The organism is Planctomycetia bacterium (genome assembly GCA_034440135.1).
GTDB lineage: Bacteria > Planctomycetota > Planctomycetia > Pirellulales > JALHLM01 > JALHLM01.
This window is the reverse complement of record JAWXBP010000181.1, coordinates 12,412-31,724: the sequence shown is the minus strand read 5'-3', so window position 1 is coordinate 31,724 and position 19,313 is coordinate 12,412. Positions and strand designations below refer to the sequence as shown.

The following is a 19,313-nucleotide window of genomic DNA, read 5'->3' as shown; positions in this document are numbered from 1 at the left end:
AAGGCGTGCTCACATAGCGGCGCGGTCGTGACTTGCCCCGGCGAAAGCTACCGCCGCATCGTAGCGCCAACTTCGCTTGGCGCCGGCGCGTGTTCCGTCGCGTTCGCCACGTAGTGCTTGCTGATTTGGGCCAGCTCTTCCGCCACGACGTCGACGGTGTGGCGAATCTGCTTTTCTGTATGGCAGGACGTGATGAAGAACCGCAGCCGCGCCGCCCGTTCTTCCACGGCCGGGTAGAGAATCGGCTGCACATTAATGCCGCGGTGATGCAGCGCCTTGGAAAGCTGCAGGCAATGCATCGAGTTCCCGAGGATCACGGGCACTACCGGGGAATCCTTGCTGGTGCCGGTGTTCAACCCTCGGCTTTTTGCCAACGTGAGGAACAGTCGCGAGTTGTCCTGCAGCCGGCCGACCCGTTCCGGTTCCGATTCGAGAATCTGCAACGACGCCAGCGCCGCCGCCGCATTCGGCGGCGACATGCCGACGCTGTAGACGAAGCCCGGCGCCGTGAACTTGAGATACTCGACGACCGCGCGGCAACCGGCGATGTAACCGCCGCAACTGCCAAACGACTTGCTGAGCGTGCCCATCCAGAGATCGACGTCTTCGGAGTTGAGATCGAAATGTTCGCCGATGCCGCGGCCGTGCGGACCCAACACGCCGGCCGAATGCGCCTCGTCGACCATCAGGATCGCCTTGTGGCGCTTCTTTACTTCGATGAACTTCGGCAGGTCCGGAATATCGCCGTCCATGCTGTAGACGCCTTCGATGGCGACCAGCACGCGGCGATAGTCGCGGCGAATGTCGGTCAGGATGGCGTCGAGCGCCTTCCAGTCGTTGTGCGGGAACGGACGTCGCCGTGCTCCGGAAAGGATTGCGCCTTGAATGATACTGTTGTGCGCGAGCGAATCATGCAGGATCAAGTCACCGGCGCCGAATAGGTGGCCGACGGTGCTTTCATTCGTGCTGTGCCCGCCGACGTAGCAAATCGCGTCTTCGGCCCCGATAAAATCGGCGATGGCGCGTTCCAAATCACGGTGCAGTTTCTTTTCGCCGGAGACCAAGCGACTGGCGGAGACCGAGGTGCCGTAACGTTCGATGGCGTCCTTGGCGGCCTGCGCCACTTCGCTGTCGCCGGACATCCCGAGGTAGTTGTAGCTGGAGAAATTGATCAGCTCCCGCCCGTCGATCAACGTCGTGTCGTTCGTCACGCGTTGATGGACCGCGAAAAACGGATTCAATCCAGCGGCGTCGAGCATCTCGATGTTCTGACGCAGCTTGACGTAGTCCGGCATTTTGTCGAAGCGGTACTGATCTTCGGGAATCTCCGCCGCTTCGGGGCGTACGCGATCGGTTTCGCGCTCGTCGCCCAAGTGCTTTTCCACGGCGTCGATCACCTGCCGGCACGTCTCCAGTTCCGGCAGAATCGACTCGGGGAAACGTCCGCCGAAAAAGTCTTCCAGGTTGCCCAGGATCTCCAAGCGTTCCAGCGAATCGAGGCCCAACTCCGTGATCGAGGAATCCAAGGTCAGGTTCTTGGCCCGTTCCTTGGCGACCTTGCGCACTTGTTCCAGCACTTGCGCGGCAATGTCGACCGTCGTGGCGGGCGCTTCCTCGATCTTTTCCGGGGCCTTGATCGGATGCCCATTGGTCGCGGGCGGCGCCACTGGCGTGCGGAGCGAGGATTGATTGTCCATCACGGTCAACACATCGCGGACGCGCTTCGCGCGGGCCACCTCTCGCGTGGGCTGCTCGGGCAACTCCACGCCGGACTCGTCGCGCCATTCGGCGACTACCGTCAGGCTGCCGGCCAGGAATTCGTTGCGGCAGGCGTGGCGTTGAATCTTGCCGCTGGAGGTTTTCGGAATGCTGCCGGCCTTGATCAACACGAGCGCGTCGAGATTCAACTCGTGTTCCCGGCTGATTTCGCGGCGCACGGCTTCGAGCACCGGCTCGGGGCGCGACTGTTCGCGCCGTTCGATCTCGGCGACCACGACCAGCTTCTCGCGACCGTCTTCTTCCACGCTGAACGCCGCCGAGTGCCCCACGCGCATGCCGTCGTGGCTTCGCTCGGCCGTCAGCTCGATATCCTGAGGATAATAGTTGACGCCCCGGATGATGATCATGTCCTTCAATCGACCGGTGACGTAAATTTCGCCGTCGTCGATGAAGCCCAGGTCTCCTGTGCGCAAGAACGGGCCGTCCTGCGTGTCCGCCAGGCGGGCGCCGAACGTAGTTTGCGATTCTTCAGGACGCTTCCAATAGCCTTGCGCTACGCTCGGTCCCTTGACCCAAATCTCACCCACATGATCCGGCGGGCAAGTGGTCATCGTCTGCGGATCAGCGATCACGATGGCTTGATCCGGTAAGTTCCGACCGCACCCGACCAGCAAGCGCCCATCCGTGCTGTCGTGCGGCACTTGCACGGCAGAGCCGCTCTCCAGGCCGCGGGCGTCGAAGGTGCGCATCACCGGTGCATCGAGCTTGTAGCTGCCGGCCACTAACAGCGTCGCCTCGGCGAGACCATAGCAGGCATAGAACGCCTCGCGCCGGAAGCCGCACGGCTCGAACATCTCCGCGAACCTTTCCAGCGTCTCCGCCCGGACCGGCTCCGCGCCGTTAAAGGCCACGGTCCAACTGCTCAAGTCGAGCCCTTTGCGTTGCTCCGGCGTGATCCGTTCGATGCACAACTCATAAGCGAAGTTCGGACCGCCGCTCGTTGTGCCGCGGTGCCGGCTGATGGCGTCCAACCAGCGATAAGGACGCTGCAAGAACGACATCGGCGACATCAGTACATTCGGGCAGTCCACATACAACGGCTGCAGAATGCCGCCGATCAGCCCCATGTCGTGGTAGCTCGGCAGCCAAAAGATGCCTTTGCCGGAGCGCGCGATCTCAAACGCATGCGCGATGAGCGCGCAATTGTGCAACAGGTTGTGATGGCTGAGCATCACTCCTTTCGGGTTTCCCGTCGACCCGGACGTGTACTGCAGGAAGGCCAGGGATTGCCCCGTCACTTCCGGCGGATACCAGGCGTCGGCGGCGCTCAACGGAATCTCGTCCGTGGCCACCCAACTGAGTTGTTTCAATTCGGGAGATTGTTCCAACAGCGGCTGCACACGATCCAGTACCGCGCGGGACATCAAGGCGACGGGCGCTTCCGCATCGGCCGCGATCGACTGAATGCGCCACATCGTGCGATTCAACCGCGGCGGATAGGCCGGCACGGCCACGACGCCCGCGTAGAGGCAACCGAAAAAGGCGGCGACGAATTCCAGGCCAGCCGGAAAGAGCAACAGCGCGCGCTGCCCCGCCAGGCCTTCCGCTTGCAACGTGGCCGCGATGGCCCGGGCCTGCCGGTCCAGTTCGCCGTACGTCAGGTGGATTTCCTGCGTCTCGCCATCCGCCAAAAACGTGTAGACCCGTGCGTTGGGCTGAAACGCCGCACGATGCCGCAACAGATCAACCAGCGTGGGCGGCCCGAAGAACGAGCCCGGAAACTCATTGCGATGCACGGTCGTTTGATCTCCGCGTCGGACAGTTGCCATGGGCCGTCTGGCGGCGGGCGAATCACTCGCCCACCGCGACGTTTGGAAACGGTACCCTCGCCAGCCGGCGGCAAGATCGATCTCTCAGCGACGCACGATCGCCGGACAAATGCCCCGCCGGAAGCGCGGACGCTCCCGATTCAAGTCTTTCATCGTGTGGAACCGCTCAATTATCCAACGTGAGGATAACCGAGGAAACGGGCCATGCGGGATATAACATGGCCCGAGGAGGGCTTCCCTGGCACGGCCCTATTTTCCTCTACGACATGTCTTTTGCCAACTGGGCCAAAGCCCCGCCGAGGGTCCGATTCCGGGGACCTGGCAAACTTGGCCGGAAGCGCCGAAGCCTCCATGAATGCACAACTTACGGTCGGGGACTCGCGAAATTGAACCGCCGAGGCGCGGAGACGCGGAGGGGGAGGAGAGGGAGAATGTCGAATCAAATCCGAATGACTGAATGTCGAATGCTTGGCTGAGAAAGGTCGGCGGCGGCACAAGTTGTCATTCAGTCATGCGGGCTTCGACATTCGGATTTCGTCATTCGACATTCCTGACAACTCCTTCTCCCTGCGTCTCCGCGCCTCGGCGTTTCAAATCGGTGCGGCCCCGCCGCCTCGACAAAAACCAAAAAGGGCTATAATCCTCCCCGGGGCACGGTCATTCAGGCGGACGCGATCATCGCGTCGACCCGCGCTCGGTTGAGGGAACACCCAAGCACTTCGGGAACTTTAGCGATGAACAAGTACGTCACGGAATTGATCGGTACTTTCTTTCTGGTGCTGACCATCGGCTGCACCGTCGTGCCGCCCATTGCGCTCGGAGCCCTTCCGCCATTGGCGATCGGCGCGGCGCTGATGGTGATGATCTTCGCCGGCGGGCACATCTCCGGCGCGCATTACAACCCGGCCGTCACGCTGGCCGTGTTCATCCGCGGCAAGTGCGATGTGAAGGACGTCATTCCGTACATGATCGCGCAGGTCGGCGGAGCGGCGCTGGCGGCCCTGGCGGTCGGGTTCCTGGTCGGCACTGGCACGCCGAAAGATTTGAGCGGAGCAGTCCCGAAGGCCCTGCTGGCGGAATTCCTGTTCACCTTTGCCCTGGCTTACGTCGTACTCAACGTCGCCACGTCCAAGGGAACGAGTGGCAATTCCTTCTATGGCCTGGCGATCGGCATGACGGTCATGACGGGCGCGTTCGCCGTCGGCGGCATCTCCGGCGGGGCCTTCAACCCGGCGGTAGCGATCGGCGCAGCGATCATGAAACTGTTCGAATTCAAAGACATCTGGATCCACCTGGTCGCCGACTTCGCTGGCGGCGCCTGCGCGGCGCTGGCCTTCAAGATCATCAACCCGGAAGATAAATAGGCGACCCGGTTGCAGATTTCACCACGGAGAACATCGAGGGGAAATGACGAATGTCGAAGCTCGAATGACTGAATGGCCCATCCTTTGTGGGCCGCGTTTTGGAGTCCAACCTCGATCATTCGACATTCAGACATTCGGATTTCATTCGACATTCGTCATTCCCACGGTGGTAAGTCTCTGCAAGCAACACTTTTCTCTCGCCGGCAATGCGCACGCTGATCCGACATGCGACGGTCGTGTTTCCAGACGAGATCGTGCGCGCCAATGTGCTCGTCGAGGACGGCCGCATTGTCGCCGTCGACGCCGCCGAGCATTCCCGTGCTGACGAAGTCGTCGATGCCGCCGGGATGCACCTCATTCCGGGCGTGATTGACGATCAGGTCCATTTCCGTGAGCCGGGCTTCACGCACAAGGAGGATTTGGCTTCGGGATCGCGCGCCTGCGCGAAAGGAGGCGTGACCACGTTTTTGGAGATGCCGAACACCTCGCCGGCGACCATCACGCAGGCCAGGCTCGACGAAAAGCTGGCGCTGGCCGCAACGAAATCACTGGTCAATTTCGGCTTCTACATTGGCGCGACGCCGCATAACGTGCCGGAGTTGGTCGCCGCCCAGCGCACGCCGGGCATCAAGATCTTCATTGGCAGCAGTACCGGCGATTTACTCGTCGATGAGCAAGCCGCGCTCGAACGCATCTTCGCGGAGACTACGTTGCCGATCTGCGCGCATTGCGAGGACGAAGCCACGGTCCGTCGCAATCAGACGGCGCTGGCCGGCACGACGAACGTCGCCGATCATTCGCGGATTCGCGATCACTTGGCAGCCATCATCGCCACGCGCCGGGCGATCGATCTGGCGTTTCGCCACAATCATCGCTTTCACGTTTTGCATGTCTCCACGGGCGATGAAACCGAGTTGCTCGCCGACCCTCGCGGACTGATTACGGCCGAGGTTTGTCCGCACCATTTATTGTTTTCGATCGACGATTACGATCGCCTCGGCACGCTCGTACAGATGAACCCCAGCGTCAAAACGCCGGTCGATTGCGCTCGCCTCTGGGAAGCCTTCAACGCCGGGCGGATTCAAGTCATCGCCACCGACCACGCGCCGCATACGCTCGAAGAAAAAGCCAAGCCGTATCCCTCGTCGCCATCCGGATTGCCGGCCGTGGAGAACTCGCTGGCGCTGATGCTCGACCAAACGCAACGCGGCCAGACCACGCTGCGGCGCGTCATCGACGCCATGTGCGACGCTCCAGCTCGCGTCTGGGACATCGTCAACAAAGGTCGCATCGCCCCCGGCTACGACGCTGATCTGGTGCTGGTCGATCTCTCGAAAACAGCCACGATCCGCCACGAAGATCAGCTCACCAAGAGCGGCTGGAGTCCCTGGGAAGGAACCACGCTGACCGGTTGGCCGGTCCGCACGTGGGTCTTAGGTCGGACGGCATGGCACGACGGAAAACTGGATGAGTCCGTCCGCGGACGGGCGGCGGAGTATGATCATGGACGGGGAGGATATTGGGGAACCAGTTCCGAATTGCCGTAGTTTTTTCGGACAATGGATTGTCGACGAATTGTCGGATATGCTGGAAATGACGCTATCGGAGCACTCGAATGGCCACTGACAATCCAACATCGGATGTCCCGTTCTCGCCTGGACTGGGACACATTCCGCATTTACTTACGGCGGCCGACCTGGCCGCAATGCCGAGCGAACTTCCATCGGGGCCGGTGCGCTTTGAGCTTGATAATGGAGTGCTTATTACGATGTCGCCGCCAGGTGGTGAACATGGTTTTGCGGAAAACGTAATTGCTCGCGAGCTTGGAAACCAGGGCCAGGTGACGGGGCTCGGCATTTCCGTATGCGGCGAAGTCGGAATCATCCTACGCCGGAATCCAGATCGAGTCGTCGGGGCCGATGTCGCCTACTTTTCCAAATCGAAATTTCCCGTTAAGCGATCACGGGAGGGTTACTACGAAACGATTCCGGACTTGGTTGTCGAAGTCGAGAGCAAGAACGACACGCGAGCCTACCTGAAGCGCAAAGTCAGCGACTACCATCTGGCTGGCGTGTCGATCGTGTGGATCGTCAATCCGAAGAAGCGCACGCTCGTGGAATATCGTGCCGGACTTGCCCCTGTAACATTCGACGAAGCCGCGACGGTCGAGTTGCCTGGACTCATTCCCGGATTCCGGTTGCGGCTTGCTGATGTGTTTAACGACCCATCCGTGTAGCAGAGGTCTGTAACCTCGGCGCGCTGGACGAGTTCGAACTTTCGACGCCTAGTTTGCAAGCCATATCCCTGCCGCCGACCTCAGAGAGGCCGGCTACAGACGACGGGCATGCACTACGGCGCGCTCGTGGTCGTCGCCGCCCCGTTCTTTTCCTCTTCGCTGGTCGTGCCGCCTTTGAATTTGATCAGCGATTCTGGGATCTCCACGCCGCCGATGTCTTTCATCACTTGCATCATCGGGGGCAGGGTGCGAGCCATGCCTTGCAGGAAGTTGGCGGTCGCCGTGGTTCCGTTGGAGCCGCCGTTTTCCCAGACTACAACCTTGTCGAACTTGATCTTCGAGATGGCCTGAGCGCTGGCGTTGGCGAGCGCTTCCAGGTGTTCGAGCATCAAGAGCTGGAACGCGTCCTGCGAACTGCCGCAGGCCGCGATGATCCGCTGGAAGCCTTCGCCCTTCTTGGCGAGGATTTCGTATTGGCCGCGGGCTTCGGCTTCGAGCTTGGCGTAAATCGCGCCGGCTTCGGCCACGGCTTCGATGCGACGTTTCTCGGCGGCCGCTTCGGCTTCGACGATCACACGGGCTTTGTCGGCCTTGGCGGGTGCTTCGACTTCGGCGCGGCGTTCGGCTTCGACCTGCTCGGCCATCGCGAGCGCGGCCTTGGCCATCGCGCGGCTTTGCGCTTCTTCAACCGCAGCTTCCGCTTCGCGTTTGCGAGTTTCGCCTAATTGGAAGGCTTCCGCCTTCTTGACCAGCAACGCTGCCTGCGAGGCCGCGATCGTCGCCTGTGCCGTGTTTTCGCCTTCGATCGCCTGGGCGTCGGCCGCGGCGAGCTTGATCCGCATTTCGCGCTCGGCCGCTTTCACCTGCGCCTGACGTTCGAACGCCGCGGTTTGTTCGCCGATCGCTTGGAGTTTTTCCAATTCGGCGACGCGCACCGCTTGTTCCCGGTCGGCGTCCCGGGTGCCGATCGCTTTCTCCTTGTTCGCGCCGGCGACTTGAATCGCCTGATCACGATGCGCCTCGGCGACGCGGGTTTCGCCCAAGCGTTCCTGCTCGGCAACGTCGCCGCGTGCTTGTTGAATGGCCTGCGACGCCGCCTTCTGGCCGATGGCTTCGATATAGCCTGATTCGTCGGTAATGTCGGTGATGTTGACGTTGATCAGCACCAGGCCGATTTTCTTCAACTCCGGTTCGAGGGAGCTCTGGATATTCTCCAGAAACGCTTCGCGATTGCGATTGATCGCTTCGATCTGCATCGAGGCGATCACTTGCCGCATCTGACCGAAGATGATGTCTTCCGCTTGTTTCTTGACTTCGTTGGTGTTCAAGCCGAGCAAGCGGATCGCCGCGTTCTGCATGACTTCCGGATGCGTGCCGATGGCCACGGTGAATACGCTCGGCACGTTGACGCGGATGTTCTCCGCTGAGAGAGCGCCGCGGAGCGGAACTTCGATTTGAATCGGTTCCAGGCTCAGGTAGGCGTAGTCCTGCAACAGCGGAATCACAATCCGCGCGCCACCGTGGACGCACTTGGCCGCCTCGCCGCCGCCGCCGGTGCCCTTACCATAGATGCACAGCACGCGGTTGCTGGGGCAGCGCTTGTAGCACTTCGTGACCATGATCACGAAGGAGAAAAACGCCATCGCCACGAACACCACGCCGATGGCAATGTACAACATCGGGCCGCTCAGCAATTCGCCTTGCGCCAACAAAAGATTGTGTTCAAGCATGGACCGTGCTCCGATTCGGGGTTTCGGTTTCGCGGACCACGGCGACTGCCACGGTGTCGGGACCAAGCACTTCGGTCACGACCACTTGGGCGCCGGTGGGAATGCGATCCTGGACCGTCATGGCCAGGTATTCGACGGTGCGGTTCTGCAGGTTCAGGTGAACCTTGCCAGCGCCGGTCTTATTGGGTGGGACGGACAAGTATACGATCCCTTTTTTGCCGACGGCGCGGCCGATGCGGACAGTGCCGTCGTCCTGCAGGTGGTGCAGCTGAGACATGATCCAATGCACGCCGAACAACGCCCCGGCCCCCGCGGTCAGGGCCACCAGGAACGAGGCCAACGGGCTCAATGCGCCACTCAAACCGCCTAATCCGGCCAGGCCGAAGAATGTGATCGCTGCAATCACGGTGCGAAACGTCAGCACGCCGAACAGCCAATTCGTGGAATGATGCTCGCCCGTGTGTTCTACCTGGTGGCCGCCGTCTGAATGCCCGGCGTCGCCCGACAAATCATGTGGCACGTCGCCCAGGTCATCGGCGAAATCAGCGTCGCCGCCGATGCCGATCAGCGTCATCACGAACTGGCAGACCATCACGGTCCCGCCGACGACTGCAAACAGTGTGTAGAGCCATGACATCTTGATTTCCTCGCGTCAGAAACGCGTCGCATGCGCTTCGGTAGAATCAACGAAGGAGAAATGACGTTCGTGAGAGCTCGATCCGAAAACTCTCGGCGGCGTCAACTCTCCCTCGCTGGCGCTCCGGGCTAATGTCGGTTAATCTCCGCCGTCGCCGTCGTCTCCATCGCCCCACAGGTTGAACGACCATCCGGAATCATCTTCCCAAGCGCTGTCGCCCCAAGTCAATTCCCAAGGCCGCATCAGGACGATGGCAACGCCGACTCCGATCAACAGCAGCCACCAATAATCCTCCATCACTTCAGCACTCCAGTATTGTCGTGGTTGGGAAATGCAGCCGTCAAAACATCCGTGATCGTCGAACTCAGTGAACTCCCACGGCTGTTGCCGGTTATCCCTCGGACGCCCCGGCCCCGCCTGCTAGATTAGGTGCGCCTTCCCGGCGAATAGGGCGCACATTCGCGGTGCGGAAGGCGACAATGACCGTTTTACCACCCGTATCGAATCTACCTTGCCGTACCGCACCCTCCGAGACTGCGTTGACGACCTCGCCCGGCACGGCCAGCTCGTGCGCATCGACGCCGAGGTCGATCCCCGACTGGAAGTGGCGGAAATCCAACGCCGAGTTTACCAGTCGGGGGGGCCGGCGCTGTATTTTTCCCGGCCGCAGGGCAGCCGCTTCCCGCTGGTCTCGAACTTGTTTGGCACGCTCGATCGCGCACGATTCATCTTTCGCGACACGCTCGATCAAGTACGACGATTGGTCGAACTCAAGATCGATCCCACGCGCGCGGCCAAATCACCGCTCAAATATGCCGCGGCGCTGCGCGGAGCGTGGAACATGCGTCCCAAGTTCGTCTCGCGCGCCGCGGTGATGCGGCACGAGACGACCATCGATCAACTCCCGCAGATCGTCTGCTGGCCCGACGATGGCGGCGCATTTGTCACGCTGCCGCAGGTTTACACCGAGCATCCGGATCTGCCCGGCTGGCGGCACTCCAACTTGGGCATGTATCGCGTCCAACTCTCCGGCGGCGAGTACGCGCGGAATCGCGAAGTCGGTATGCACTACCAGATTCATCGCGGGATTGGCGTCCATCATTCCGCGGCGATTCGTCGCGGCGAACGCTTGCGCGTCAACGTTTTCGTCGGCGGCCCACCGGCGATGGCGGTCTCGGCCGTGATGCCGTTGCCGGAAGGCCTCAGTGAATTGGCTTTCGCCGGGGCGCTTGGCGGTCGTCGCGTTCCATTAGTCGCGTCGCCAGGGCAATTGCCGATTCACGCCGAAGCCGATTTCGTCATCGCCGGGTACATCGATCCCGCGCGCACCTTGCCCGAGGGCCCGTTCGGCGATCACCTTGGCTACTACGCGCGGGTGCATGACTTCCCGGTGCTGACGGTTGAACACGTTTATCATCGCGAGGGGGCGATTTGGCCGTTCACCGTCGTGGGGCGGCCGCCGCAAGAGGACACGACCTTTGGGCAGTTGATCCACGAAATCACCGGGCCGATCATTCCCACGGTGTTGCCCGGCGTGAAAGCGGTTCATGCCGTTGATGCCGCAGGCGTACATCCACTGCTGCTGGCGATCGGCAGCGAGCGCTACGTCCCCTATGCGACGCGCCGTCAGCCGCAGGAACTATTGACGCAAGCCAATGCCATTCTCGGCCAGGGCCAGATGTCGCTGGCGAAATACCTGCTCATCGTCGCGCACGAGGATCAACCCGAACTCGAGATTCACGACATCTCGGCCTTCTTGTGCCATCTGCTGGAACGCGTCGACTGGTCCACCGACTTGCATTTCCAGACGCGCACCACGATCGACACGCTCGATTACTCCGGGACGGGACTTAATGCCGGATCGAAGTTGGTCATCGCGGCGGCCGGCCCAGCGCGGCGTGAACTCGCGACTTCACTGCCGGCGAACCTGTCCCTGCCGGACGGTTTTTCCGATCCCAGGCTCGCGATGCCGGGAGTGGTGACGATCAAAGCGCCCAAGTTTTTCCCGAGCGAAAACGATGCGGCGATCGCGCACTTTTGCGACCAAGCGAGCGGTTTCGACGACCGCTATCCGCTCGTCGTGCTCGTCGACGACAGCGAGTTCGCATCACGTACTTTGAACAACTTCCTCTGGGTGACGTTCACGCGCAGTAACCCGGCCGCGGACGTGCATGGCTGCGGCAGCTTCATCGAGCAAAAGCACTGGGGCTGCCGAGGCCCGCTGGTGATCGACGCAAGAATCAAACCGCATCACGCGCCACCGCTGGTGGAAGACCCGGAGGTGACGAAGCGCGTTGATGCCATGGCGGCACGCGGTGGGCCGCTGCACGGCTTGATCGCATAGTCGCCTTTCGCCGGAGCGAAAGGAGATTGTGACGCGTTGTTACCAGGTTAAGGGCGTCCGGCGAGGATGCCGCGCCTTGCCGCGCGTTCCGCTCACATGTTGCGGGCGCTGGAGCGTACCGGCGACCGGGCCGAACGGCGTCGTCAGATACTGTTCCGGACCCGCGGCTGGTCGCGGTTCCGCGTACTGCGGGCGGGGCGGGAACATGAATACCGGGCCCGTGGAGACTTTCTCCCCGGCACGCCGCGGCCGATTCGGCAACTCGACAAGCATGTTGGCGACGTCTTCGGCGCCAAAATGCTTGGGCGCAACGAGGTCGAAAGTCGGGTCCGGTACCCAGCCTGGCCGCGGAATCGCCTCCTGCGCAGCCGACGGAGACACGCACGCGAAGCAGCAGATCACGGCGAATCCAAGTCGTCGCATGGGCGTAAGTCCTGTTGGATGCGTTACCTATGCCTTCTCTTCGGCTGAGTAAACCGCGCCGCTTCAAGGGTTTAGGGCGTCGACGCCGATCACGATTGGTCGTTTTCCGCCGGATCGCTATATTCCGGCGCGACGTATACCGTCTGCCGCACCTTAAACTTAGCCCGAAATCCCTATGTGGCTCGCTACACGCTATTTGTGCTATGCGTTGCTTTTGCTCAGCTTAGTTAGCAGTGCCCAGGCTGCCTGGGTGGAAGAGCACTCACGGTTCCCGTTTGTGATCCGGGCGGACTACCGCGTCGAGAATCCGACGACAATCCTCGCCGAGTTGTCGGAGATGCAGACCGAGCTGTCCGACAAGCTAGGCGTCCAGCCGGCCTCGGATTGGATCGAGCTGTACCTTTTTCGGGATCAACGCAGTTTTCAGGAATACGTGTCGCGACAGTTTCCGGGCTTCGAGTCGCGGCGAGCGCTGTTCATCCAAGGTCGCGGTCCCGCGATGGTGCTGGCCTACCGAGGCGAGAATCTTGGAACCGACCTGCGACATGAAACCACTCACGCCCTCTTGCGCGCCCACTCGGCGCGAGTGCCGCTTTGGCTCGATGAAGGTCTTGCGGAATACTTCGAGCTGTCGCCTGAGCAACGCCGGACCGATGCGCAGCACGATCCCAAGTTACAGGCCGCAATGCGGCAGCCGGATTGGCCGAGCCTGGCCAAACTAGAACGTGAAACCGACGTCAAGCAGTTCGATCAACGCGACTACGTTGCCGCCCGCACCTGGGCGCGCTACCTGATCGACGGACCGTCCGATGCGCAAATTCAACTCCGAGCCTTTCTCGCCGAAGCGGCCGATCGAGAACCGGAACGCACGCTGCGCGATCGCTTGAGCGATCTCGAACCGGACGTCGAACAGGCGATGCGCACGTCTTGGCAAACCGTTCCTTGAGATTAGCAACAACGCGTAGGGCGGGCCGCGCGAGATTTGGATCGCCTGATCCTGGCGATTGCCGCACTGCGTTCAAGCGCCGTTAACCTATTGCCGTAAGGCCCGCCGTATTTTCGAGCCCGGCGGGCCGCATTTTTCTCGTTCGCGACATCGTTCACACGTGCGCAGCATGGGGAGTTAACGCAACGTTTCATTCGAGCCCTGGCCCGCCCTACGGCGAACTTGCCAATTGTAGCGCGCGAGAGATCGCTTCGAAGGCGTTCGGCAGGATGCCCACGAGATTCAGCGCCGCGTTATCCTCCGGCGAAATGTTCACCGCCACGCCGTGGCCGGTGCGCACGAGCATCGTCCGGCATCCCGCCGCGGCGCCGGCTTCGAGATCGGTACGCGTGTCGCCGATCAGAAATGAATCGCTGAGGTCGATGCCGAGTTCCTCGGCCGCGCGCCGCAACATCCCCGGCTTCGGCTTGCGGCAATCGCAATCGACGAGATATTCGCCGATGCCTTCGCGCGGATGATGTGGACAAAAATAAAATCGATCAATCCGCGCCGACTCGGCCGCCAGCAATTCCTCGATGCGGCGATTCACCGCTGCGACAGCTTCGAGCTTGAAATACCCGCGCCCCACGCCAGCCTGATTGGTCACCACCACGACGAGGACCCCCGCCGCATTCGCCGCCGCAATCCCTTGCGCGACGCTCTCCGTCAGCGCGACCAGCGCCGGGTCCGAAAGATAGTGTCGCTCCTCATTGACGGTCCCATCGCGATCAAGAAAAATCGCCGGCCGCCGTTTTTGCATCCGTTCATCACTCATCACTCATCACTCATCACTGACAACCCTCACTCCGCTTCCGCCATTTCGCGAGCGTGGTAGCTCGAACGTACAAACGGCCCACTGGCCACCTGCGTGAAGCCCATCGCCTTGGCCGCACGTCCCAATTCGTCGAACTCATCCGGCGGCACGTAACGGACGACGGGCAAGTGTTCGGGCGAGGGTTGCAGGTATTGCCCCAGCGTTAGCAGTTCGCAGCCGACTTCCAACAAGTCGGCGAGCGTGTCGAATAATTCTTCGCGCGTTTCGCCGAGGCCCAGCATCAGCCCGCTCTTGGTTTTGATCGCCGGGTTCAACTCCCGGACGCGTTTGAGCAGTCCCAGGGTCCAGCGGTAATCTGATTTCCGCCCGCGGACTTCACGATAAAGCCTAGGCACGGTTTCCGTGTTGTGATTGAACACCTCGGGCGCGGCTTCAACCACGCGGTCGAGCGCCTCGCGGCAATGGAGAAAATCCGGCGTCAGCACTTCCACCGCGGCGCCGGTCCGCTCGCGAACCGCCACGACGGAACGATAAAAATGTTCGGCGCCGCCATCCGGCAGATCGTCGCGTGTGACCGAGGTGATGACGACGTGCTTAAGTCCCAGCCGAAACGCCGCTTCCGCGACGCGTTCCGGTTCGTCGGCTTCGAGCGTTGACGTCTTTCCCTTGGCGACCGCGCAGAAACCGCAGGGCCGCGTACAGACGTTCCCCAGGATCATAAACGTGGCGGTTTTCTGACTGTAGCACTCCATCCGGTTCGGACACTTGGCGTTGTCGCAAACCGTCTCCAATCGCAGTTCTTCCAGGAGATTCGCCGTGAAGTGATTGGCGTTCCCGAGCGGCACATTCCGCTTCAACCACCGCGGCAACCGCGGCTCCGACGCAACGGGCGAACTGACGATCGGCAGATTTTCCAACACCGGCAACAGATTCATGCGACGCCGCGACGCTCTGGTTCAGTTTTCAATGCTGACGCTGTCAGAGCATTGTACCTCGCGGAGCGGGCGGCTGAAGGAGGCCTCGGCGGCGCGGCAGTCGACCGGCATTTCGAAATTAAGCCCAGGGAAGGCCCTCGGAGTCGTCACTACTTGCAACGACTTCGGTGGCCTTCCCTGGGCTTGGCGCATAACGCCTTCTACTCGCCTGGCGGCCGGTAGAAATCGGCCAACTTGAAGCGATAGACGATTCCACCGGGGAGGCCGATTTCCTCGCCGCCGCTGCGGACCAGTCCATGTTCGGAGAACTCGAATTCGCTCTCGGCGACGGCTTTTTTCGAGAGCTTCAGGCGGTACTTGATGAGCCGCGGCTTCTCGTCCGGCTTGAGCAGGCACTCGGCCGCCAGCTCCCCTTCCATGCGCACGTCCAGCCGGCCGACTCGGTAACGGTCCTCCAACACCCTGCGCGTGATCGTGAACTCGATCAGCCCGGTTTCGAGTTCCACTGCCTCGATGGTGAATTCCTTGCCTCCCTCCGGCTGCGCGGACAGCCATTCTGGGGTAACGTCGATCACCTCTGTCAGCGCCGAGGCGCGCGAAGCAATCAATCCCACGAACATTCCAGCGACCAACAAACACCACGCACGGCGCAGCATGTCTCACCTCGATTCTGGGTTCCGGCCCCGCGAGCGTCCGCCTTGGACACTTGGCACGCATTCAAGACGATGCGACCGGGGCGACGGTTTTCTCGAGCAAGGCCGTCGCCAGGAGCATGCGGCGGCGGAAGCAAAAAACCCAGGGAAGGCCTGCGAAGTCGTCCACAGTGGCAACGACTCCGAGGGCCTTCCCTGGGCTTGCTATTGAGCTTGAGAATGATGTGCGAGCTATTCGACTTTCGTCACCGGCGCGTCGGACCAGAGCTGCTCGAGGCAGTAGTACTCCCGCGCCGCGTCATCGAACAGATGGATCACCACGTCGCCGTAATCCAGCAGGATCCAACGACTTTCGGCGTAACCCTCCATGCCCATACGTTGCTCGCCGAATTCGTCGCGGTAGGCGTGCTGGATCTCCGCGCTCATGGCGTGCAATTGGCGGCGGCTGGTGCCGGTAGCCAGGACAAAGAAGTCGAACATGGGCGAGACTTCGCGCATGTCGAGGACCGTCACATCGCGTCCGCGGTTCTCCAGGGCGATACGTGCGGCGGCCATGGCCAGTTCCCGGGCACGGTCCGCTCGACCGGCATGCCGGGAATCCTGCGGAATGCTGGAAATCGCCAACGAAAAATCTCCCAAAGGTGTCAAGCGAAAAACGGTACGGCTTACACTTGTATTCTACACCGCCGGCCGAAAAGTACCAGCGCCCGTAGCCGCCTGAGTTAAGGAAGCGGCGACGACCAAAAAGGTTCGTTGGAAGCTGGCAAGATGTGTCGATCGAGCGAAAGACGCCTGGTGCTTTCTGGTAACCACGCCGCGCAAGGAAAAGCCCAGGGAAGGCCCTCACAGACTTTGCTATCGGCAAAAGTCTTGGGCGGCCTTCCCTGGGCTTGGCAGAGCAGAAGCGTCAAAACTTTGAACTCACCGTGGATGCCCCGGCGGAATCGGCGCCGGGTGGTTCACCAACTGCACGGGCGGGATCCGCTGCACTTGCGTGATCGTCGCCTGCGGCGGCGGAACGCGTTTCGCCTCGTCCGGCGGCACCAATCGCATCGTGCCTGGGCTTTCGGCGCCGGGAGGCACCGGTTCCGCCGGCGCGCCTTCGATCACGGTTCCGTCCGGATTCAATCCGGCGTCGTTCAGCCATTGCATCGGCACGTCGGGAGGCAAATCGCAATTGGGCATCGATTCCGCCAACAGTTGGTCGAGCGGCACGTCGATCCAGAGCCCCATGTCGTCGATCCGCATCACGCCCATGTCGCGCAACAGCGCCATCCGCGTCGAGTAATGATTCAACCAGACGCTCATGAAGTTGTTCTGCGAATCACTGAGCGCGGTGAGGGCCGAAATCAGGTTCTGGGCGGCCGTCGGTCCGAGCGAGTTCACCGCACCGCCCGGTTCGGCCGGCGCGGTCGGCGCGGATAATTCTTCACGGGTTTGATCCACGCGGCGGAGGGCGATCGCCACGGCGCTCCGCTGCAAGGCGAGGTTCGCTTCCAGTTGCCGCAACGATCGCAGATCCTGCCGCAAGGTCTGGTTCACCTGATCTTGGAACTGAACCAACTGCCGCCGGTTTTGCTGGTACGTGATCAGCACGGAGCGATAGTTATTGCGTTCCAGGAGCCTCGTGAAGGGGGGATCGACTTCCAGCCTGGCGCGCATGTTGCCGGTTGGCGCGCGAAACCTCGCGGCGTTGTCACCGAGCGTCGTGATGTCGCCGTCGACCGACACCGTCAGGTTGGAACGCAACGCGTTCGCGTTGAACGTGATCAATCGCCAGCTATCCACTAAGGACGCCCGGTTGTTCATCCAGTCGAGCCGATTCGCCCGGGCGACTTGAAACGCCTGTTCCGGGGCCAATCGCACCGGCGTCATCACGACCGATTCCAGCCGCGCCCGCGCCTGGACGAGCGACAATTCCTGGACCATGTCGGACAAAGTGCCCGCCAGCGCAACCAGCGAATCCGCGGTACCGCCTGCGTCCTCGGTCGTCAGGCCGCGGCCCAATTCCGCCAGCCGCGCTTCGGCGTCTTGAAAGCGTCCGTCCAAGTCGCCGACGGCCGCCGCCAAGCGTTCACGCTCCGCGCGAAACGCCGGCAGCTCTTCCGGGGCGAGGTCGGTCTCGCGCTGCGAAGCGCGCTCCGCCAGCAGCTTCACGTCTTCATTTACGATCGGCGCGAGCAATCGCGCGAGGTGCAACAGGCGGGCCAATTGCGCCACGGCTTGCTCCAACTGCGCGACGGTCGGCGCGCCTTCAATAGCGCCGACTTGTTGCCGGTATTCGGCCAGCCGGTTCTGCGAGTCCGTCATCCGCCGATCGATGAACTGAAATTGTTGAATCATCCCATTGTCGAGCACCATCGGCAGATCCGGCGGCAAGCCCAGCGTGGTGCGTTTGAACGTATCGAGCTGATTTTCCAGCCCGATTTGCGATTGCAGCAAGTTCGCACGGTCGGTCTGAATGCTCTGCCGGAATGAATCGACTTGCGTGATGTCGACGAGTCCGGCTTCGAGGTTCGCTTCCAACAGGCCGAGCGTGCGGAGCTTGAGGCTCAAGCTGTCTTGAATGTTGGCGATTTGCTGTTGTTGTTGCAGCAACCCGATGACTCCGCCGACCGTGCCGGCACCACCGCCCGCCGCTCCGGCCACCGCACCGCCCCCCGCCCCGCCAGCGCCGGCGCCGCCGAAGCCGCCGAAGTTCGTCGCCTGACCGACGCCGCCGAAGCCGCCGGAACCTTGTCCGGTGAAGCCCGTGAGGCCGGTGCCGCCGAAGAAGCCACCACGACGCTGCGGACCCGATACGCCGTTTTGTCCCATCGCGATGCTGGTGTAGAAGCCCTGCCGGTATTGGCTGAGTGCTCGCAGGTTCGCCAGCAGTGCGCGTTCCGCGATGGTCAACTGCTCCAGCGCCACGGCGCGTCCGCCGCCGCGCAGTAATGGCTGCACGACGCTGAAGTTCGCCAGCGTGGCGGCGAAATTTGTGTCTTCGCCGGAGAACTGCCAGACGAACGTGTTCGCAAAGCCGACGAGAATTTGACCACCCGTGGCTAAGCGTCGTTGCAGTTGCCCGTCGGTCGCTTGCGTGAACGTATTGCGATCGCCGGTGACGCCAGGCCCGATGAACCGCGCCGCCTGGCTCCGATCGCCGTTGTGCGCGAAGATCGACGACGTGCCGCCGAAGTATTGGACGTCGAAGCGGAATCGCTCCGTGCTTACGTCGAGCGCCGACAAGTACAGCGACTCCAATTGCTCCTGCCAGGTTGGCGAATGCGTGTAGGCCAGAGCCACCGCGGTGTTGAGATCCAGCTCGATCTCGCCGGCCTTGTTGAAATTGACATACTCGCCCAGCCGTTCCTGCCATGCTGGCGATTCCAAGTTCCGCACCGTGCCGTTATCGAGCCAGTGTTTCCACGCCCGTTTGCCGTCGACGTAGCGCATGAACTGGTACGAGGCCGGGTCGTCTTGCGGCATCGGTTCCCGGTCCGGATTGGCCGGATCGAAGTAGCGGCTGCGGGGATTCACGTACGGATTGAAAAACGGATGCGCCCAACGCGGGTCGTTCCCTTTTTCGCGGACGAGGTTGAACACCTCGCGGTCCGCGTTCAATCGGTAACGCGTGCGGCTACAGCCCGATTGGCCAGCCAGCGCCACGAGACACGCCAGAACCATGAGCACGCTGAGGA

Annotated in this window: 15 protein-coding genes; 5 read left to right on the top strand and 10 right to left on the bottom strand. The window is 61.8% G+C overall.

Annotated elements, in window-relative coordinates; all coding sequences use genetic code 11:
• Nucleotides 1-47: 47 nt before the first annotated feature.
• A complete protein-coding gene (locus SGJ19_10540; GenBank protein ID MDZ4780680.1) occupies nt 48-3,548 on the bottom strand; it encodes an aminotransferase class I/II-fold pyridoxal phosphate-dependent enzyme in 3,501 nt (1,166 codons plus the stop codon).
• A 734-nt stretch (nt 3,549-4,282) separates the two neighbouring features.
• Between SGJ19_10540 and SGJ19_10535 the strand changes: the two genes are divergently transcribed.
• The 3 genes from SGJ19_10535 (at nt 4,283) to SGJ19_10525 (ending at nt 7,148) form a co-directional block, all read left to right on the top strand.
• Nucleotides 4,283-4,912 (top strand): aquaporin, encoded by a 630-nt coding sequence (locus SGJ19_10535; protein ID MDZ4780679.1) that lies wholly within the window; start codon nt 4,283-4,285, stop codon nt 4,910-4,912.
• 206 nt (nt 4,913-5,118) lie between these two features.
• Complete coding sequence (locus tag SGJ19_10530; GenBank protein MDZ4780678.1) at nt 5,119-6,459, top strand: dihydroorotase; 1,341 nt, start codon at nt 5,119-5,121, stop codon at nt 6,457-6,459.
• 68 nt (nt 6,460-6,527) lie between these two features.
• Nucleotides 6,528-7,148: a Uma2 family endonuclease gene (locus tag SGJ19_10525; protein ID MDZ4780677.1), complete on the top strand. Its 621-nt coding sequence runs from the start codon at nt 6,528-6,530 to the stop codon at nt 7,146-7,148.
• A 113-nt stretch (nt 7,149-7,261) separates the two neighbouring features.
• Here SGJ19_10525 and SGJ19_10520 read toward each other — a convergent pair whose 3' ends face one another.
• The 3 genes from SGJ19_10520 to SGJ19_10510 all read right to left on the bottom strand — a co-directional run bounded on the left by SGJ19_10520 (nt 7,262) and on the right by SGJ19_10510 (nt 9,815).
• Nucleotides 7,262-8,878, bottom strand: coding sequence for an SPFH domain-containing protein (locus tag SGJ19_10520; GenBank protein MDZ4780676.1), 1,617 nt, complete (start codon nt 8,876-8,878; stop codon nt 7,262-7,264).
• Nucleotides 8,871-9,515: a hypothetical protein gene (locus SGJ19_10515; GenBank protein ID MDZ4780675.1), complete on the bottom strand. Its 645-nt coding sequence runs from the start codon at nt 9,513-9,515 to the stop codon at nt 8,871-8,873. The genes SGJ19_10520 and SGJ19_10515 overlap by 8 nt, the downstream gene beginning before the upstream one ends.
• Nucleotides 9,516-9,653: 138 nt before the next feature.
• A complete protein-coding gene (locus tag SGJ19_10510; protein ID MDZ4780674.1) occupies nt 9,654-9,815 on the bottom strand; it encodes a hypothetical protein in 162 nt (53 codons plus the stop codon).
• Between the two features lie 211 nt (nt 9,816-10,026).
• Between SGJ19_10510 and SGJ19_10505 the strand changes: the two genes are divergently transcribed.
• Entirely contained in the window at nt 10,027-11,859 is a 1,833-nt protein-coding gene (locus SGJ19_10505; GenBank protein MDZ4780673.1) for a UbiD family decarboxylase, read from the top strand.
• 39 nt (nt 11,860-11,898) lie between these two features.
• On the opposite strand, the gene SGJ19_10500 is transcribed toward SGJ19_10505, so the two are convergent.
• On the bottom strand, nt 11,899-12,282 hold the full coding sequence (locus tag SGJ19_10500; GenBank protein ID MDZ4780672.1) for a hypothetical protein: 384 nt from the start codon (nt 12,280-12,282) through the stop codon (nt 11,899-11,901).
• 175 nt (nt 12,283-12,457) lie between these two features.
• Here SGJ19_10500 and SGJ19_10495 point away from each other — a divergent pair, with 175 nt between their 5' ends.
• Nucleotides 12,458-13,228 (top strand): hypothetical protein, encoded by a 771-nt coding sequence (locus SGJ19_10495; GenBank protein MDZ4780671.1) that lies wholly within the window; start codon nt 12,458-12,460, stop codon nt 13,226-13,228.
• Between the two features lie 211 nt (nt 13,229-13,439).
• On the opposite strand, the gene SGJ19_10490 is transcribed toward SGJ19_10495, so the two are convergent.
• The 5 genes from SGJ19_10490 to SGJ19_10470 all read right to left on the bottom strand — a co-directional run bounded on the left by SGJ19_10490 (nt 13,440) and on the right by SGJ19_10470 (nt 19,299).
• On the bottom strand, nt 13,440-14,042 hold the full coding sequence (locus tag SGJ19_10490; GenBank protein ID MDZ4780670.1) for an HAD family hydrolase: 603 nt from the start codon (nt 14,040-14,042) through the stop codon (nt 13,440-13,442).
• Nucleotides 14,043-14,068: 26 nt separating this feature from the next.
• Nucleotides 14,069-14,977, bottom strand: a complete 909-nt coding sequence (gene lipA, locus SGJ19_10485) for a lipoyl synthase (GenBank protein ID MDZ4780669.1) — start codon at nt 14,975-14,977, stop codon at nt 14,069-14,071.
• Nucleotides 14,978-15,177: 200 nt separating this feature from the next.
• On the bottom strand, nt 15,178-15,633 hold the full coding sequence (locus SGJ19_10480; protein MDZ4780668.1) for a hypothetical protein: 456 nt from the start codon (nt 15,631-15,633) through the stop codon (nt 15,178-15,180).
• Between the two features lie 228 nt (nt 15,634-15,861).
• Entirely contained in the window at nt 15,862-16,254 is a 393-nt protein-coding gene (gene rsfS / locus SGJ19_10475) for a ribosome silencing factor (protein MDZ4780667.1), read from the bottom strand.
• Nucleotides 16,255-16,551: 297 nt separating this feature from the next.
• On the bottom strand, nt 16,552-19,299 hold the full coding sequence (locus SGJ19_10470; protein ID MDZ4780666.1) for a hypothetical protein: 2,748 nt from the start codon (nt 19,297-19,299) through the stop codon (nt 16,552-16,554).
• Nucleotides 19,300-19,313 lie beyond the last annotated feature (14 nt).